The organism is Escherichia sp. MOD1-EC6021 (assembly GCF_002965245.1).
GTDB lineage: Bacteria > Pseudomonadota > Gammaproteobacteria > Enterobacterales > Enterobacteriaceae > Escherichia > Escherichia coli_F.
Genome location: NZ_PTRU01000001.1, coordinates 206,939 through 222,737, shown reverse-complemented (window position 1 = coordinate 222,737; position 15,799 = coordinate 206,939). Strand labels below are relative to the sequence as shown.

The window sequence follows — 15,799 nt, the reverse complement described above, 5'->3', positions numbered from 1 at the left end:
GATATTAAAGGATGTGTCAAAGATGCATACCCCGATCGGGGTAAAACCTGTTGCAGGATCAAAAGAGTGGTGGGAAGAGTGGCAAAAACGGGCTTTTGCTCACATTTCAAATGGTTATAAACATATTTATATAGCGATTAATTCGCCAGAGATATTTCTCAAGGCTTTACCACTCCTCAGAATTTAACACTAAAAGAGAAGGTAAAATTGTCTGAATGTTCTTTTAGTTATTCATAAAGCAAATTAATAAATCTGATGAATATGTTAACCTTCAGCGACATCATCGGTGAAAACCTATAAATGACGAAGGGAATACAACAATGAAGACCATTCTACCTGCAGTATTGTTTGCCGCTTTCGCTACCACTTCCGCCTGGGCGGCAGAGAGCGTCCAGCCACTGGAAAAAATCGCGCCTTATCCGCAAGCTGAAAAAGGCATGAAGCGTCAGGTGATTCAGTTAACCCCGCAAGAAGATGAATCTACCCTGAAAGTAGAACTGTTAATCGGTCAGACGCTGGAAGTCGATTGCAATTTGCATCGTCTCGGCGGGAAGCTGGAAAGCAAAACGCTGGAAGGCTGGGGCTATGATTATTACGTCTTTGATAAAGTTAGCTCGCCGGTTTCCACGATGATGGCCTGCCCGGATGGCAAGAAAGAGAAGAAATTTGTCACCGCGTATCTGGGCGATGCTGGAATGCTGCGTTACAACAGCAAGCTGCCGATCGTGGTGTATACGCCAGACAATGTAGATGTGAAATACCGCATCTGGAAGGCGGAAGAGAAAATTGACAACGCGGTAGTCCGCTAAACTGCCGTGAAGTGCGGCACCCCGTAGGTCGGATAAGGCGGTCACGCCGCATCCGACATCTAACGCCCAAGCCGGTTGACTGATGCGACGCTGACGCGTCTTATCAGCATACGCCACATCCGGCATACCATGCCGGATGTGGCACATCATTACAACGCAATATCCGCGACTTCTTTTTGAACGGTTTGCGGCTTCAACTGCGGTTTTGGCGTACTGTCCGCCACCTGCGGCTTGTCGTATTTCAGCCCCAGCACTTCGCTGGTGTACTGCAACTCGCGTTCTGTTGCCGCCACATCACCATTCAGCTTGCGTCCATAAGACGGAACGATCGCTTTCAACGTAGCCTGCCATTGCGGGCTGGAAACGCGATCGCCAAATACTTTTTCCAGCAGATTCAACATAATCGGCGCGGCGGTTGACGCCCCTGGCGATGCCCCCAGCAGCGCGGCAATAGTCCCTTGTTGGTCGCTGACCACTTCGGTACCCAGACGCAGTACGCCACCTTTCTCGGCATCACGCTTGATAATCTGCACGCGCTGCCCCGCTTGCCACAAACGCCAGTCCTCTTTTTTCGCCTGCGGATAGTACTCTTTCAACGCTTCAAAACGATCCTCTTCACTCAACATCACCTGACTCACCAGATATTTCACCAGATCGAAATTATCCAGCCCAACGTGCATCATCGGCATCACGTTTGAGGTGGTGGTGGAACTCAGCAGATCCCACAATGAACCGTTTTTGAGGAATTTGGTTGAGAAGGTGGCAAATGGCCCAAACAGCACGACGCGTTTACCGTCCAGAACACGGGTATCGATATGCGGAACCGACATCGGTGGCGCGCCAACGGATGCTTTACCGTAAACCTTCGCCAGATGGTGATTAACCACGTCCGGGTTTTCCGAAACAAGGAACTGTCCGCCCACCGGGAAACCGGCGTAGTCTTTCGCCTCCGGAATCCCCGATTCCTGTAACAGTTTCAGTGCCGCACCGCCCGCGCCGATAAAGACAAATTTGGCGCGGATGTTCTGTGCAGTGCCGTTTTTCAGATCGGCAACGGTGACGGTCCAGCTATTATCGTCATTACGCTTTAGGGCGCGGACTTCGCTGCTGAGTTGCAGCGAGAAGTTAGATTTCTTCTGTAAGGAGGCGATCAACTGGCGGGTGATCTCGCCATAGTTCACATCAGTGCCAATTTCTGTGCGTGTTGCTGCTACTTTCTGTTGCGGATCGCGCCCTTCCATCACTAACGGTGCCCACTCTTTGATCTGCGCGTGATCTTCAGAGTAACGCATGCCACGAAACAGCGAGCTTTGTTGCAATGCGGCGTAACGGGCGCGCAGGAAATTGACGTTATCCTCGCCCCAGACAAAACTCATGTGCGGAACGGTATTGATAAATGAACGCGGAGTACGCAGTACACCGCGCTCGACCTGGTGCGCCCAGAACTGGCGGGAAATCTGAAATGCTTCGTTAATGGCGACTGCTTTTTCAATACTGATGCTGCCATCGGCGTTTTGCGGGGTGTAATTGAGTTCCATCAGTGCAGAATGCCCGGTTCCGGCGTTGTTCCAGCCGTTCGAACTCTCCTGCGCGACACCCTCCAGGCGCTCCACCATGGTCATCGACCATTCAGGCTCCAGCTCGCGTAAATAGGTCCCCAACGTGGCGCTCATAATGCCGCCGCCAATCAACAGTACATCAGTTTCCTGCTCCTCGGACGCTTTCGCTTTTGCCGTCATCGAAACGGCATTAAGCCCCACGGCCATCGAGAAGAGCATGGCAGTCACTTTTTTCATCTTGTTAATGCCTTACTTTTAGTCGCTTTATTGCAGGTGAGATTTGCGCGGCATCAACGGTAACACTTAAGTAACAACATTTAAATAATGTTTATAAATTATATTCCAATTTTAGAAACATTATAATTTCATTGATTAATTATAGGGTTATTAGAAACGAAGGGTTTTTTAGAATATTGACCTGGCGGCAGCAGTCCGCCAGGTCAGCGTCGAAATATTACGCCGTCCGGGCAACGGCATCACGCGAAGCAGCATCGCGCTCTTCACCTGTCAGCTCGCTAAGTAGCCCGTTGCGCATTTCCAGCAGGCGGTCAGCGTGGATAAAGTAATGATCATCATGACTGATGGCGAAAATCGTTTTACCCATCTCCTGCATCAGCGGCAGCAGCACCTGATAAAACTCACGACGGAAGTGTGGGTCCTGATCCGCCGCCCATTCATCCAACAGGATAATATCGCGTTCTTCTGCCAGCGCCAGCAACAGCGCGACGCGTTTTTTCTGCCCTTTTGATAACTTCAGGTTAACAATACGCCCGTTGCTTAACTCAAGCTTATGAGCCATTTTCAGCTGCGCCAGCCACTTCTCAACCAGTTGCGGGTTAGCAGGTTTCCCCTCCGGCCCCAGCAGTTGATCAAACAACCAGACATCGGTAAACACTGCCGAAAACAGTTTGCGATAATCTTCCGGTTGTTCGCCGCTGACAGGTTTGCCATCCAGCAAAATTTCGCCGCTTTGTGGTTGATACAAGCCCGTCAGCAACATCGCCAGTGTCGATTTTCCGCTACCGTTGCCGCCAATCAGAAACAGCAGTTCGCCACGTTTAATGGTGAGGTTAATCGGCCCAACGGAAAACGCGTTATCCTGATAAGCAAACGTAACATTGCGCAGCTCCAGCGTTTGCCAGTTGGGAAACGTCTGCGGACGCGGAAACTCTGCTTTGAAAGGCGCGAGTGCGAATTTATTCAGCTTGTTAAACGCCACCTGCGCCGTCAGCAGCGTCGGCAACGCACCAACCGCCGAAAGCAGCGGCGTACGCAGAAATAACAGCGTTAACGAATAGGTCGCGGCAACGTTGGTATCAGCCCAACCGAGACTGTTCGCCATCCAGAACACCAGACCGATTGCGCCCAGCATCATGATGTTTGACCAGTTCACAGCACTAAGATGGAAGGTGTCTGCGCGGATAATATGATGGCGATACTCTTGCGCATCAGGAATGTAGAGGTTGTTAAACACATACTCGGCGCGTTCACGGTTCAGAGTCAGCTCTTTGCGCCCTTCGAGTACGGTTTGAAAATCCGTGTACAGCTTGTCTTCGGTTTCACGCAGGGTCGCCATATGTTTGTAAACCCGCGCCACCAGTACAAAACCGCCCCAGATGGTGACCGCCATCCAGATAGCCGTTACCAGCAACATCTTGCCCGACAGCATCCACAGATACGCCGCCGAACCGATAGTGAGAATGATCCCCTGCACCAGTTCTGGCAGACGAACAAACGCAATAGTGATATTGCGCACATCGCTGGTTAACCCCGCCAGCAACGAGGCGCTACCGAGTTGTTCGATACGCTCGACGTGAGTATCCAGAATCCGCTTGATAAATTCGCTACGCAGTCGGTAAACGAAATGATGCCCCAGAGTGGTGAGCGCCAGTTGCGAACCTAGCGTCACCGCCATTAGCAGCAGCAATAAACCGAGAAACTCCGGCAATACCAGCAGACTGGTATCCGCCGTTTCGATAAGGCGCTGATTGATAAAAGCAATTAAGCCAATGCCTAATGCTGCACTGGCGAGGCTTAGCGCCATCACACTGATAAATGGCCAGCGATACTGCCGCCAGACAAGTACAAGAAGTTCCATGCAGAAAACCCGGACAATGAATTACAGCCCGCAGTTTAAACATCTCCGCGCGCACAGCAATAATAATTCTTATTTTTATTCTTTTTTACCTGCCTGACGGAATGTCAGGTTGTAGCGGCAGTCGGCGGTGAGTGGATGAAAGCCCGCTTTCAACGGTTGAATGCCGTGATAAAACAGCCGCGATTCACCGCCCCATACCACCACATCGCCATGTTCCAGCAATAAACGTTTGAGCGGATCATTTCGTTTCAGGCCACCAAATTGAAAAATCGCGGGTAAGCCCAGAGAAACAGAAACTATTGGCGCACGCAGATCCGGTTCGTCTTTATCCTGATGCAGCGACAGTTTCGCGCCCGGGGCATAGCGATTGATGAGGCAAGCATCAGGTTGGAAATCTGGATAGCCAGCCGCCGTCGCCGCACGTTGACATAAATTATGAAAACTCTGCGGCATGGCGGGCCACGGTTTATTTGTTTGCGGATCAATGGGCGAATAGAGATAACCTTGCCGATTGGTCGTCCAGCCCAGATGCCCACAGTTGGTCATCGCCACCGACATGGTATATCCGCCTGGAGTGACCATCTGGCGAAACGGCGACTGGCTGGCAACGTCATTAATATCGCGGATCAGTTGCTCCGCAGCGTTAAAAGCAAAACGGTGCAAAATCACCGCTCCAGCCGCCAGTGGTTCTTGCCACGGTTCAGCATCGGCAAACAGATCCAACATTACCTCTCCTCATTTTCAGCTTCACGGCGCAGCAGTTGCGCTTTGCGCGACACGCCCCAGCGGTAACCGGAAAGTGTGCCATCACCACGGACTACCCGATGACAGGGTATTACGATAGCGAGCTTGTTGGCTGCACAGGCGCTGGCAACGGCCCGTACCGCTTTCGGTTTGCCGATGGCGTTCGCCAGTTGCTGATAACTGACGGTTTCACCACAAGGTATCGTGCGCAGTGCCTGCCAGACTTGTTGCTGAAAAGCAGTGCCGCGAATATCCAGCGGTAACGTCAGCGGCGTATCGCGTTGATTGAGGCTGGCGATCACTTCACGCACATGTTGCTGAAACGTCAGATCGGCAGGCGCGTTGTCGGCAGCGGGAAACATCTGCTGCAACTCGCTGATTAGCGTCGCGTCATCATCGCCCAGCAATATCGCGCAAATCCCCCGCTCGCTTTCTGCCACCAGGCAACGGCCCAGCTCACAATCAGCCAGCGCGTAACGCACCGCCAGATTTTCGCCACCATGACGGAATTGTTTAGCCGTCATGCCCAGCGTTTCGTCGGCTTTGCGGTAGTAACTGCTGCTGTCGGGGAATCCGGCGTTAAGAATGGACGTCGTCACGCTCTCCCCTTTCGCCAGCGATTCGCGCAAACGGCGAGCGCGCCAGGCCTGTTGCCAGGCTTTAGGCGTCATTCCGGTAGTCGCTTTAAACAACCGATGCAGATGGAACGGACTCATCGCCACCTGGTCGGCTAAGGCTTCCAGCGTTACAGGCGTTTCCTGTTCCAGCAGTCGGCAGGCGTGGGTAATTTTATCAAGGCGATGTTGCCGGGGATTGGCTTTGTCTGGCTGACAACGTTTGCAGGGGCGAAATCCGGCGGCGAGTGCCTCGCTGGCATTTGCGTAGAAGGAGACATTTTCCCGCAAGGCATGTCTGGCTCGGCAAGACGGACGGCAAAAGATACCCGTGGTGCGCACGGCGAAAACGAATTCACCGTCGGCGTTCGGGTCGCGGGCTAAGACAGATTGCCAGCGTTGATCGTCAGTTAAGCATGTGGCGTTTTTCATAATCAGCTCCCTGGTTAAGGATAGCCTTTAGTCTTCCCGGTCACCATCGCACAAAAACCAACAATCTTGCGCTTTAATTTTTTTCGCTGATAAGGAAGCTTTTAAACTGCGGCGACATCCAGGTTTTAAAGCTATCGCCCTCTTTGGTGATCATATAAACCGCCAGCCCTTCCCGGCGAACAACCTCTTTGGCTTTCTCCGGCCCGAGTACCATTAAGCCAGTATCCCAGGCGTCGGCTTCCAGCGCCGTCGGGGCAATCACCGTCACGGATACCAGATTGTGTTCGATGGGACGCCCGGTTTGCGGATCGATAACATGGGAAAGACGTTTGCCGTCCAGTTCGTAATAGTTACGGTAGCTGCCAGAGGTGCTAATGCCATGACCGTTGATATCCACCACGGCCTGAACCGCGTTTTCTTTATCAGTTGGTTTTTGAATCGCTACCCGCCACGGCTGGCCTTCACCGTTCATACCACGGCTGTTCAGCGCGCCGCCCACCGACACCAGATAGCGGGAAATCCCTTCCTGCTCCATCAAGCGTGCCAGATGATCCGCCGCATAGCCTTCGCCGACGGTGGAGAGATCGACATATAAATCCGGCAGGTCTTTTTGCAGATATTGCTGATGCGACTGATTAATGACCGTCAGGTGCTGTAAGCCGGTTTTGGCTTTCATCGCATCGATCTGTTCCTGGCTCGGAATTTGAACCGGTTGTTGTTCCGGGCCAAAGCCCCACAGATTCACCAGCGGCCCGACGGTTATATCCATCGCACCATCGGTCCTTGCGCCAATGCGCAGCGAGGTGGTGACGATATCGGCCATCGCTTCACTTACCGGCCACGGCGACAAACTTTGCGAGTCGTTAAAGCGCATCAGCGCGGAATCTTTTTTATAGGTCGAAAGCAGCTGATCGTCAGCGTCCAGCTGGGTCTGAATCTTTTCTTTAAGTTCGGCACTGCGTTTGGCGTCAATGCCCGGAATGCTGGCACGCCAGAAGGTACCCATGGTTTTGCCTTCGAGAACGGTAACTTCAATAGCGTGGGTTTTGGCGGGTTGTGGTTTTTGATCGCAACCAACAAAGAAGAGCGTGGCAGCCAGCAGTGCCACGCGGGTAAAGCTTATTTCCATACGTGATTATCCTCATGCGAACGGTCGCAAGAGTACACCAAAAAACTGTGTTTGTACGCTGAAAACAATGAAAAAAGGGCCCGCAGGCCCTTTGTTCGATATCAATCGAGATTAGAACTGGTAAACCAGACCCAGAGCTACGATGTTATCAGTGTTGATGCCAGCGTCACGAGTGAACTGGTTGTCGTCCAGCAGGTTGATTTTGTAGTCAACATAGGTGGACATGTTTTTGTTGAAGTAGTAAGTAGCACCAACATCAACATATTTCAGGATATCTTCGTCGTCGTAGTTACGACCATTGATGACACCCAGGTTTTTACCTTTAGACTGCAGGTAAGCCAGGGACGGACGCAGACCGAAGTCGAACTGGTACTGAGCAACAGCTTCGAAGTTCTGTGCTTTGTTCGCCCAACCCAGGGAACCTACGCGAGTTGCGTTGTAGGTCTGGGTGTACTGAGCAGCCAGGTAGATGTTGTTAGCGTCGTATTTCAGACCGCCAGTGTAGGTTTCAGCACGGTCGCCAGTACCGATGTAGTTACGGACCACATTATTGTCGCTTACATAGGTACCATTCTGAGCGTCAGTACGTTTGGAGCTGGACACTGCAGCACCGATACCGAAGCCTTCGTAATCATAAGTGATAGAACCGCCAACGCCGTCGCCGTTCTGACGCAGAGCACCACGACCGTTGTTGGTCATGCCTTCGCCATCTACGCTACCGTTTTTACCCTGGTACTGAACAGCAAAGTTCAGGCCGTCAACCAGACCGAAGAAGTCAGTGTTACGGTAGGTCGCGAAGCCGTTACCACGCTGCTGCATGAAGTTGTCAGAACCGTAAGTGTCGCCACCGAATTCTGGCAGTACGTCGGTCCAGGAAGTTACGTCATATACAACGCCGTAGTTACGACCGTAGTCGAAAGAACCAACGTCCTGGAATTTCAGACCAGCGAATGCCACACGGGTCCAGGAGTTGTTTTCGTTTTCAGCGCTGTTGCCCTGGATCTGATATTCCCACTGGCCGTAACCGGTCAGCTGGTCAGTAACCTGAGTTTCACCTTTGAAGCCAAGACGCATGTAGGTCTGGTCGCCATCTACAGACTTGTCGTCAGAGAAATAGTGCAGGCCGTCTACTTTACCGTACAGATCTAATTTGTTGCCGTCTTTGTTGTAAACTTCAGCAGCGTTTGCTGCGCCTGCTACCAGCAGAGCTGGGACCAGGAGGGACAGTACTTTAACTTTCATGTTATTAACCCTCTGTTATATGCCTTTATTTGCTTTTTTATGCCACTGCATACTGATTAACCCTCATTAATCAGTCGGCAAGTCCATTCTCCCCAAAAATGCAGAATAATCCAACACGAATATGATACTAAAACTTTTAAGATGTTTCATTTATCGCTATAGATGTTTCATAATGTAAATACAAGGGAACTTTTTAAGATTATTGCGGAATGGCGAAATAAGCACCTAACATCAAGCAATAATAATTCAAGGTTAAAATCAATAACTTATTCTTAAGTATTTGACAGCACTGAATGTCAAAACAAAACCTTCACTCGCAACTAGAATATCTCCCGCTATCATCATTAACTTTATTTATTACCGTCATTCATTTCTGAATGTCTGTTTACCCCTATTTCAACCGGATGCCTCGCATCCGGTTTTTTTTTACCCTTCTTTACACACTTTTCATTATTCTGTGCTACCACAGAAAAACTATAACGCTTGTTAACTATTTCACAAATAATTAACATCAGCATAATTTCCAGCAATCTTCGTTTATTTGCAATTAATTTCGTTAGGCTTTTTGTAGGTTATTTGTACAGCAAAATGGCGCTTGTACATCTATTTCCCCCAATGCAGGATGATAAATATCACGGGAGAATAGAGAATCATCAATCAGGTAAGAGTCTGGAATTTCACACTGTACCCTTTATACTGCCCTATCACTTCGCGAAGTTTTAACAGGTCATAAACACGAATGCGTCAGAAAGAGACAACGGCCACGACCCGCTTTTCACTCCTACCGGGGAGCATTACCCGCTTCTTTTTACTGTTGATCATTGTGTTACTGGTGACGATGGGTGTAATGGTGCAAAGCGCCGTTAACGCCTGGCTGAAAGATAAAAGTTACCAGATTGTCGACATTACCCACGCAATCCAAAAGCGCGTCGATACCTGGCGTTACGTGACCTGGCAGATCTACGACAACATTGCCGCGACGACCTCACCCTCCTCCGGCGAAGGTTTACAAGAGACGCGCCTGAAACAGGATGTCTACTATCTGGAAAAACCGCGCCGCAAAACGGAAGCCTTAATCTTTGGCTCTCACGACAACTCAACGCTTGAGATGACTCAACGGATGTCCACCTATCTGGACACGTTATGGGGCGCAGAAAATATACCGTGGTCGATGTATTACCTGAATGGTCAGGATAACAGTCTGGTACTGATCTCGACCCTGCCCCTCAAAGATCTCACCTCCGGATTTAAAGAATCGACCGTCAGCGACATTGTTGATTCACGTCGCGCAGAGATGTTGCAACAGGCCAACGCGCTCGATGAACGCGAAAGTTTTTCTAACCTGCGCCGCCTGGCCTGGCAGAACGGTCATTACTTTACCTTGCGTACCACGTTCAACCAGCCGGGACATCTGGCAACGGTCGTTGCTTTTGATCTGCCGATTAATGATTTGATCCCACCGGGTATGCCGCTGGACAGTTTCCGCCTTGAGCCAGACGCGACGGCAACGGGAAACAATGAAAATGAGAAAGAAGGGACGGATAGCGTCAGTATCCACTTTAACAGTACGAAGATTGAAATCTCCTCGGCACTCAACTCTACCGATATGCGCCTGGTCTGGCAGGTTCCTTATGGCACCTTATTGCTGGATACGTTGCAAAACATTCTGCTGCCACTGCTGCTGAACATCGGTTTGCTGGCGCTGGCGTTATTTGGCTATACCACATTCCGCCATTTCTCCAGCCGCAGTACAGAAAGCGTCCCCAGCACGGCGGTCAATAACGAATTGCGCATTTTACGGGCAATTAATGAAGAGATAGTCTCACTGCTGCCGCTCGGCCTGCTGGTTCACGATCAGGAATCGAACCGCACAGTCATAAGTAACAAAATTGCCGATCATTTGCTGCCGCATTTGAATCTGCAAAACATCACCACCATGGCGGAACAGCATCAGGGGATTATTCAGGCGACGATCAATAACGAGCTATATGAAATCCGCATGTTCCGCAGCCAGGTTGCGCCGCGCACACAAATTTTCATTATTCGCGATCAGGATCGCGAAGTGCTGGTAAACAAGAAACTCAAGCAGGCGCAGCGTCTGTATGAGAAAAACCAGCAAGGACGGATGGCCTTTATGAAAAACATTGGTGATGCGCTGAAAGAACCCGCACAGTCCCTGGCGGAGAGTGCAGCTAAACTCAACGCCCCGGAAAGCAAACAACTGGCGAATCAGGCAGATGTACTGGTGCGTCTGATCGATGAAATACAGTTAGCGAACATGCTTGCGGACGATAGCTGGAAAAGCGAGACGGTGCTGTTTTCCGTGCAGGATTTGATTGATGAAGTCGTGCCTTCAGTGTTGCCCGCCATCAAGCGTAAAGGACTGCAACTGCTGATTAACAATCATCTGAAAGCACACGATATGCGCCGTGGCGATCGCGATGCCTTACGCCGTATTTTGCTGCTATTGATGCAATATGCCGTGACCTCAACACAATTGGGAAAAATCACCCTTGAGGTTGATCAGGATGAGTCCTCCGAAGACCGCCTGACTTTCCGCATTCTGGACACCGGTGAAGGCGTAAGCATTCATGAAATGGATAATTTGCACTTCCCGTTTATCAACCGGACCCAAAACGATCGCTATGGCAAGGCGGACCCGCTGGCATTCTGGCTGAGCGATCAACTGGCACGTAAACTGGGCGGTCATTTAAACATCAAAACGCGGGATGGGCTTGGTACACGCTACTCTGTGCATATCAAAATGCTCACAGCTGACCCGGAAGTTGAAGAGGAAGAAGAACGATTACTGGATGATGTCTGCATAATGGTGGATGTTACTTCGGCAGAAATTCGGAATATTGTCACTCGCCAGTTAGAAAATTGGGGTGCAACCTGTATCACACCCGATGAAAGATTAATTAGTCAAGATTATGATATCTTTTTAACGGATAATCCGTCTAATCTTACTGCCTCTGGCTTGCTTTTAAGCGATGATGAGTCTGGCGTACGGGAAATTGGGCCTGGTCAATTGTGCGTCAACTTCAATATGAGCAACGCTATGCAGGAAGCGGTCTTACAATTAATTGAAGTGCAACTGGCGCAGGAAGAGGTGACAGAATCGCCTCTGGGCGGAGATGAAAATGCGCAACTCCATGCCAGCGGCTATTATGCGCTCTTTGTAGACACAGTACCGGATGATGTTAAGAGGCTGTATACTGAAGCAGCAACCAGTGACTTTGCTGCGTTAGCCCAAACGGCTCATCGTCTTAAAGGCGTATTTGCCATGCTAAATCTGGTACCCGGCAAGCAGTTATGTGAAACGCTGGAACATCTGATTCGTGAGAAGGATGTTCCAGGAATAGAAAAATACATCAGCGACATTGACAGTTATGTCAAGAGCTTGCTGTAGCAAGGTAGCCTATTACATGAACAATATGAACGTAATTATTGCCGATGACCATCCGATAGTCTTGTTCGGTATTCGCAAATCACTTGAGCAAATTGAGTGGGTGAATGTTGTCGGCGAATTTGAAGACTCTACAGCACTGATCAACAACCTGCCGAAACTGGATGCGCATGTGTTGATTACCGATCTCTCCATGCCTGGCGATAAGTACGGCGATGGAATTACCTTAATCAAGTACATCAAGCGCCATTTCCCAAGCCTGTCGATTATCGTTCTGACCATGAACAACAACCCGGCGATTCTTAGTGCGGTATTGGATCTGGATATCGAAGGGATCGTGCTGAAACAAGGTGCACCGACCGATCTGCCGAAAGCTCTCGCCGCGCTGCAGAAAGGGAAGAAATTTACCCCGGAAAGCGTTTCTCGCCTGTTAGAAAAAATCAGTGCTGGCGGTTATGGTGACAAGCGTCTCTCGCCAAAAGAGAGTGAAGTTCTGCGCCTGTTTGCGGAAGGTTTCCTGGTGACCGAGATCGCTAAAAAGCTGAACCGCAGTATCAAAACCATCAGTAGCCAGAAGAAATCTGCGATGATGAAGCTGGGTGTCGAGAACGATATTGCTCTGCTGAATTATCTCTCTTCTGTGACCTTAAGTCCGGCAGATAAAGACTAATCATCTGTAGGCCAGATAAGACGCGTCAGCGTCGCATCTGGCATTTGCACTGAATGCCGGATGCGGCGTAAACGCCTTATCCGGCCTACGATTCCCATTATTTCAATGGATTACAACAAAGTAGGCCAGATAAGACGCACCAGCGTCGCATCTGGCATTTGCACTGAATGCCAGATGCGGCGTAAATGTCTTATAAGCCTACGATTCCCGCGATTTCCTGACCCTCTCGGCATATACCGTCAGCGTCTGTTTTATCACATCCAGCGTTACCGGCTTCGACAGGCAGCTGTCCATACCGGACTCCAGACACCGCTGCTTCTCTTCAGCCAACGCATTAGCAGTTACTCCGATTACCGGCAACGTCAGTCCCAACTGACGAATGCGTTGCGTCAAGCGGTAACCATCCATATTTGGCATGTTGACGTCGCTAAGCACGATATCAATATGATTCTTGCTAAGTACATTAAGCGCATCGACGCCATCATTCGCGGTTTTACATTGATAGCCCAACGATCCCAACTGATCTGCAAGCAGACGCCGGTTAATCGGATGATCATCCACGACCAGAATCATCATATCGTCGTTATCGCTGACCGCTTTGTCCGTCGACGGCAGAGCGTTAGCAGGATCATCGCTCTCCATCTCGATCAAATAAATACGCGCCAACAATGCCGGTAGCTCATGCGGTGCAGCCACACTGTGTACCCACTCCCCTGGCGCTTTCTCCAGCGGAATACCAATATGGCGACGACAGAAGGTCACTACCGCTCTACCCTGCCATTTTTTGCTCACTACCTCGTCAGTGATTAACACATCTTCGGGAGTCGGTTCCTGCCCTTCGTATGTTGTAACGACTATGCCGCTGCGCTGCAAACTGGTTTCCAGGAACTGACAGAGCGACGCATTGCGGACTGCCAGCCAGCAGCGTTTCCCGCTCAACCCTTCCACGCCTTTTTTCTGCGGGTACTGAGCGCCATACAACGGAATACGCACGGTAAACTGGCTGCCCATTCCCGGTTCTGAATCTACCGAGATGTCGCCGTCCATCATGCTGATCAGTTTTTCACAAATCGCCAGACCCAGACCAGTCCCCTGGAAGTTACGCTGTACGCCCGTGCCGACCTGGAAGAAGGGATCAAACAAGCGCACCACTTCTTTCGCCGGAATCCCTACGCCGGTATCGCGAACGCGGATAGAGAGATAATCGCCATCAGCGCGAACATGCAGAACTATACAGCCGGTATCGGTGAATTTTATGGCGTTACTCAACAGGTTGGAGATGACCTGCTGTAAACGCATCGGGTCGCCATTTAAGGCCACTGGCACATCCGGTTCAATAAAACAGTACAAGCCTAACTGCTTGCGTACCACCAGCGGTAAATAGTTGGCGGTGATGTGGTTCATCACTTCACGCGGTGAAAACTCACGCGGTTCGATCTTCAACTGTTCCGATTCAATCTTCGAGAAATCGAGAATATCGCTGATAATTTTCAACAACAGGCTGGAAGAGTTGTTCATTGCCGTCACCAGACGATCGACGCCTTTTGGCAGCTCTTTGGTTTGCAACAGATCCAGGTTACCGATAATGCCATACAGCGGCGTTCGCAGCTCATGACTGACGGTGGCAAGGAACATCGATTTTGACTGACTCGCCTGTTCCGCTGCTTGTGCCATCTCCTGCAACGACTCTTCCATCTTCACGCGCGAAGAAACATCCACCAGCACACAAATAGCCACGTTTTCATTACGATAGCGCGAATGGACGAAGCTGATTTGCAGATTGGTATTGTTGCTGGTCAGGACATCAACAAAATTGACCTGCTGCCCACAAATAATTTGCGTCAGTCGTTGGCGATCCTCATGCGTAAGCATATTGAGATAGGTATGCGCAAGTTCGTTACTTAAAATATTAACGCCATCAGCGGTACGCAAAATGCAGATACCCACTGGCGCGGAGGCGACAATCTTGCGATTAAACTGCTCATGTTCTTCCAGTCGCAGGGCGTCGCTTTCCGCCGGAATGAAAATACGCCGCTCGTACATCCGCGCGAGAGTAAACAATGCAGCTCCGGCAAGCACATTCAGCAAAATTGCGTTAAGGATCAACATGCGAATGCGTTCCAGCACCTTATCAACCGGCACCGAATAGACGATGCTTAGCGATGAGGGTGGCAGATTTTTCTTCAGCACCAGCTCCCGGAACCCTTCCGTATAGCCAAACCAGGAACGTTCCTGCATCCAGCGAGGATCGCTCTTAATCTTGCTTTCCGGTCCGGTAAGCGAAATCAGGGTATGACCATTTTCATCAAGAATGGTTACCCCCATCGGCAACGTACCAGGTAAGAAGAAGTTCTCCATCCTGATAGTCTGCTCGACACCTAAAAGCGCCTGCAACCGGTTCGCCAGATAAACTGGCGTCAAGGCGTAAAAATACCCGACACCAGGGCGCGGACCTTCGCTGATCCAGTAGAGGTTACTGCCGCTATCATCTTGTGGTGCATTTCGATATTTATTGATGCGTTCATGCAAAGCTTTCAATGCGGTATCGCGTTCCACTGGCATATCACGTAGACCGAAATTGGCCATGCAGAGGTTATCGCTGCCGATTAAAAATACCCGGTTGAGATCGTAAGCCGCAGAGAAATTATCGCGCCAGTAGCGCATAAACCACGCCAATGACTCCAGAGAACCTCGCCAGGTGTTACTCATTGCGGAACAATCGGAGTCGGCAAACAGTGGTTCAAACACAGGCACATCTGCCTGCGTTTCTCGTCCACGCGGCGAAAGCACACCGTTTTCTGCCGATAAGCGATTTTCAGCTATGTACTTCAGCTCTTTCATCACATCAGAGGTGCGTTGAATAAAGCGCTGAGCCTGATCGGAACTCAGATTAAATTCCTGACGAATTTCCGATTCTCGCTGATGCAACGCATTAACGATGTAAAAAACGGATGAAAAAGCAATCAACAGCCAGAGCACTAACGCCAATGCTCTGAACATGTAGCGCGAGGCTTTCAGGGTTGTACGAAAAGAAGCAAGGTATTTCAAAGGGGCGAAGCTCCGCCTCAGGTGACCGATGGAGTGTGGTTAAGG

General features: G+C 50.3%; 11 protein-coding genes. 4 read left to right on the top strand and 7 right to left on the bottom strand.

Annotated elements, in window-relative coordinates; genetic code table 11:
• Nucleotides 1-22: 22 nt before the first annotated feature.
• Together BEB54_RS28810 and eco are read left to right on the top strand one after the other, a co-directional pair.
• Nucleotides 23-187 (top strand): hypothetical protein, encoded by a 165-nt coding sequence (locus tag BEB54_RS28810; protein ID WP_032303389.1) that lies wholly within the window; start codon nucleotides 23-25, stop codon nucleotides 185-187.
• 133 nt (nucleotides 188-320) lie between these two features.
• Nucleotides 321-809 carry a serine protease inhibitor ecotin gene (gene eco / locus BEB54_RS01115; protein ID WP_000849212.1) on the top strand — a complete coding sequence of 163 codons (489 nt, stop codon included), beginning with the start codon at nucleotides 321-323 and terminating at the stop codon, nucleotides 807-809.
• A gap of 149 nt (nucleotides 810-958) precedes the next feature.
• Here the strand turns inward: eco and mqo are convergent, their stop codons facing one another.
• The 6 genes from mqo to ompC all read right to left on the bottom strand — a co-directional run bounded on the left by mqo (nucleotide 959) and on the right by ompC (nucleotide 8,627).
• A complete protein-coding gene (mqo, locus tag BEB54_RS01110) occupies nucleotides 959-2,605 on the bottom strand; it encodes a malate dehydrogenase (quinone) (RefSeq protein WP_032184642.1) in 1,647 nt (548 codons plus the stop codon).
• A 217-nt stretch (nucleotides 2,606-2,822) separates the two neighbouring features.
• Entirely contained in the window at nucleotides 2,823-4,466 is a 1,644-nt protein-coding gene (gene yojI / locus BEB54_RS01105) for a microcin J25 efflux ABC transporter YojI (protein ID WP_088541292.1), read from the bottom strand.
• Nucleotides 4,467-4,541: 75 nt separating this feature from the next.
• Nucleotides 4,542-5,192 (bottom strand): DNA oxidative demethylase AlkB, encoded by a 651-nt coding sequence (gene alkB / locus BEB54_RS01100; RefSeq protein WP_000884932.1) that lies wholly within the window; start codon nucleotides 5,190-5,192, stop codon nucleotides 4,542-4,544.
• Entirely contained in the window at nucleotides 5,192-6,256 is a 1,065-nt protein-coding gene (ada, locus tag BEB54_RS01095; protein WP_000786374.1) for a bifunctional DNA-binding transcriptional regulator/O6-methylguanine-DNA methyltransferase Ada, read from the bottom strand. The genes alkB and ada overlap by 1 nt, the downstream gene beginning before the upstream one ends.
• 73 nt (nucleotides 6,257-6,329) lie before the next feature.
• Nucleotides 6,330-7,385 carry an FAD:protein FMN transferase ApbE gene (gene apbE, locus BEB54_RS01090; RefSeq protein ID WP_105276853.1) on the bottom strand — a complete coding sequence of 352 codons (1,056 nt, stop codon included), beginning with the start codon at nucleotides 7,383-7,385 and terminating at the stop codon, nucleotides 6,330-6,332.
• A gap of 111 nt (nucleotides 7,386-7,496) precedes the next feature.
• A complete protein-coding gene (gene ompC, locus BEB54_RS01085) occupies nucleotides 7,497-8,627 on the bottom strand; it encodes a porin OmpC (protein ID WP_000865549.1) in 1,131 nt (376 codons plus the stop codon).
• Between the two features lie 739 nt (nucleotides 8,628-9,366).
• Here ompC and rcsD point away from each other — a divergent pair.
• Both rcsD and rcsB read left to right on the top strand, forming a co-directional pair.
• A complete protein-coding gene (gene rcsD, locus BEB54_RS01075; RefSeq protein WP_105276852.1) occupies nucleotides 9,367-12,039 on the top strand; it encodes a phosphotransferase RcsD in 2,673 nt (890 codons plus the stop codon).
• Nucleotides 12,040-12,055: 16 nt separating this feature from the next.
• Complete coding sequence (rcsB, locus tag BEB54_RS01070) at nucleotides 12,056-12,706, top strand: response regulator transcription factor RcsB (RefSeq protein ID WP_001061917.1); 651 nt, start codon at nucleotides 12,056-12,058, stop codon at nucleotides 12,704-12,706.
• Between the two features lie 198 nt (nucleotides 12,707-12,904).
• Here rcsB and rcsC read toward each other — a convergent pair whose 3' ends face one another.
• Nucleotides 12,905-15,754 (bottom strand): two-component system sensor histidine kinase RcsC, encoded by a 2,850-nt coding sequence (gene rcsC, locus BEB54_RS01065; RefSeq protein ID WP_032303395.1) that lies wholly within the window; start codon nucleotides 15,752-15,754, stop codon nucleotides 12,905-12,907.
• Nucleotides 15,755-15,799 lie beyond the last annotated feature (45 nt).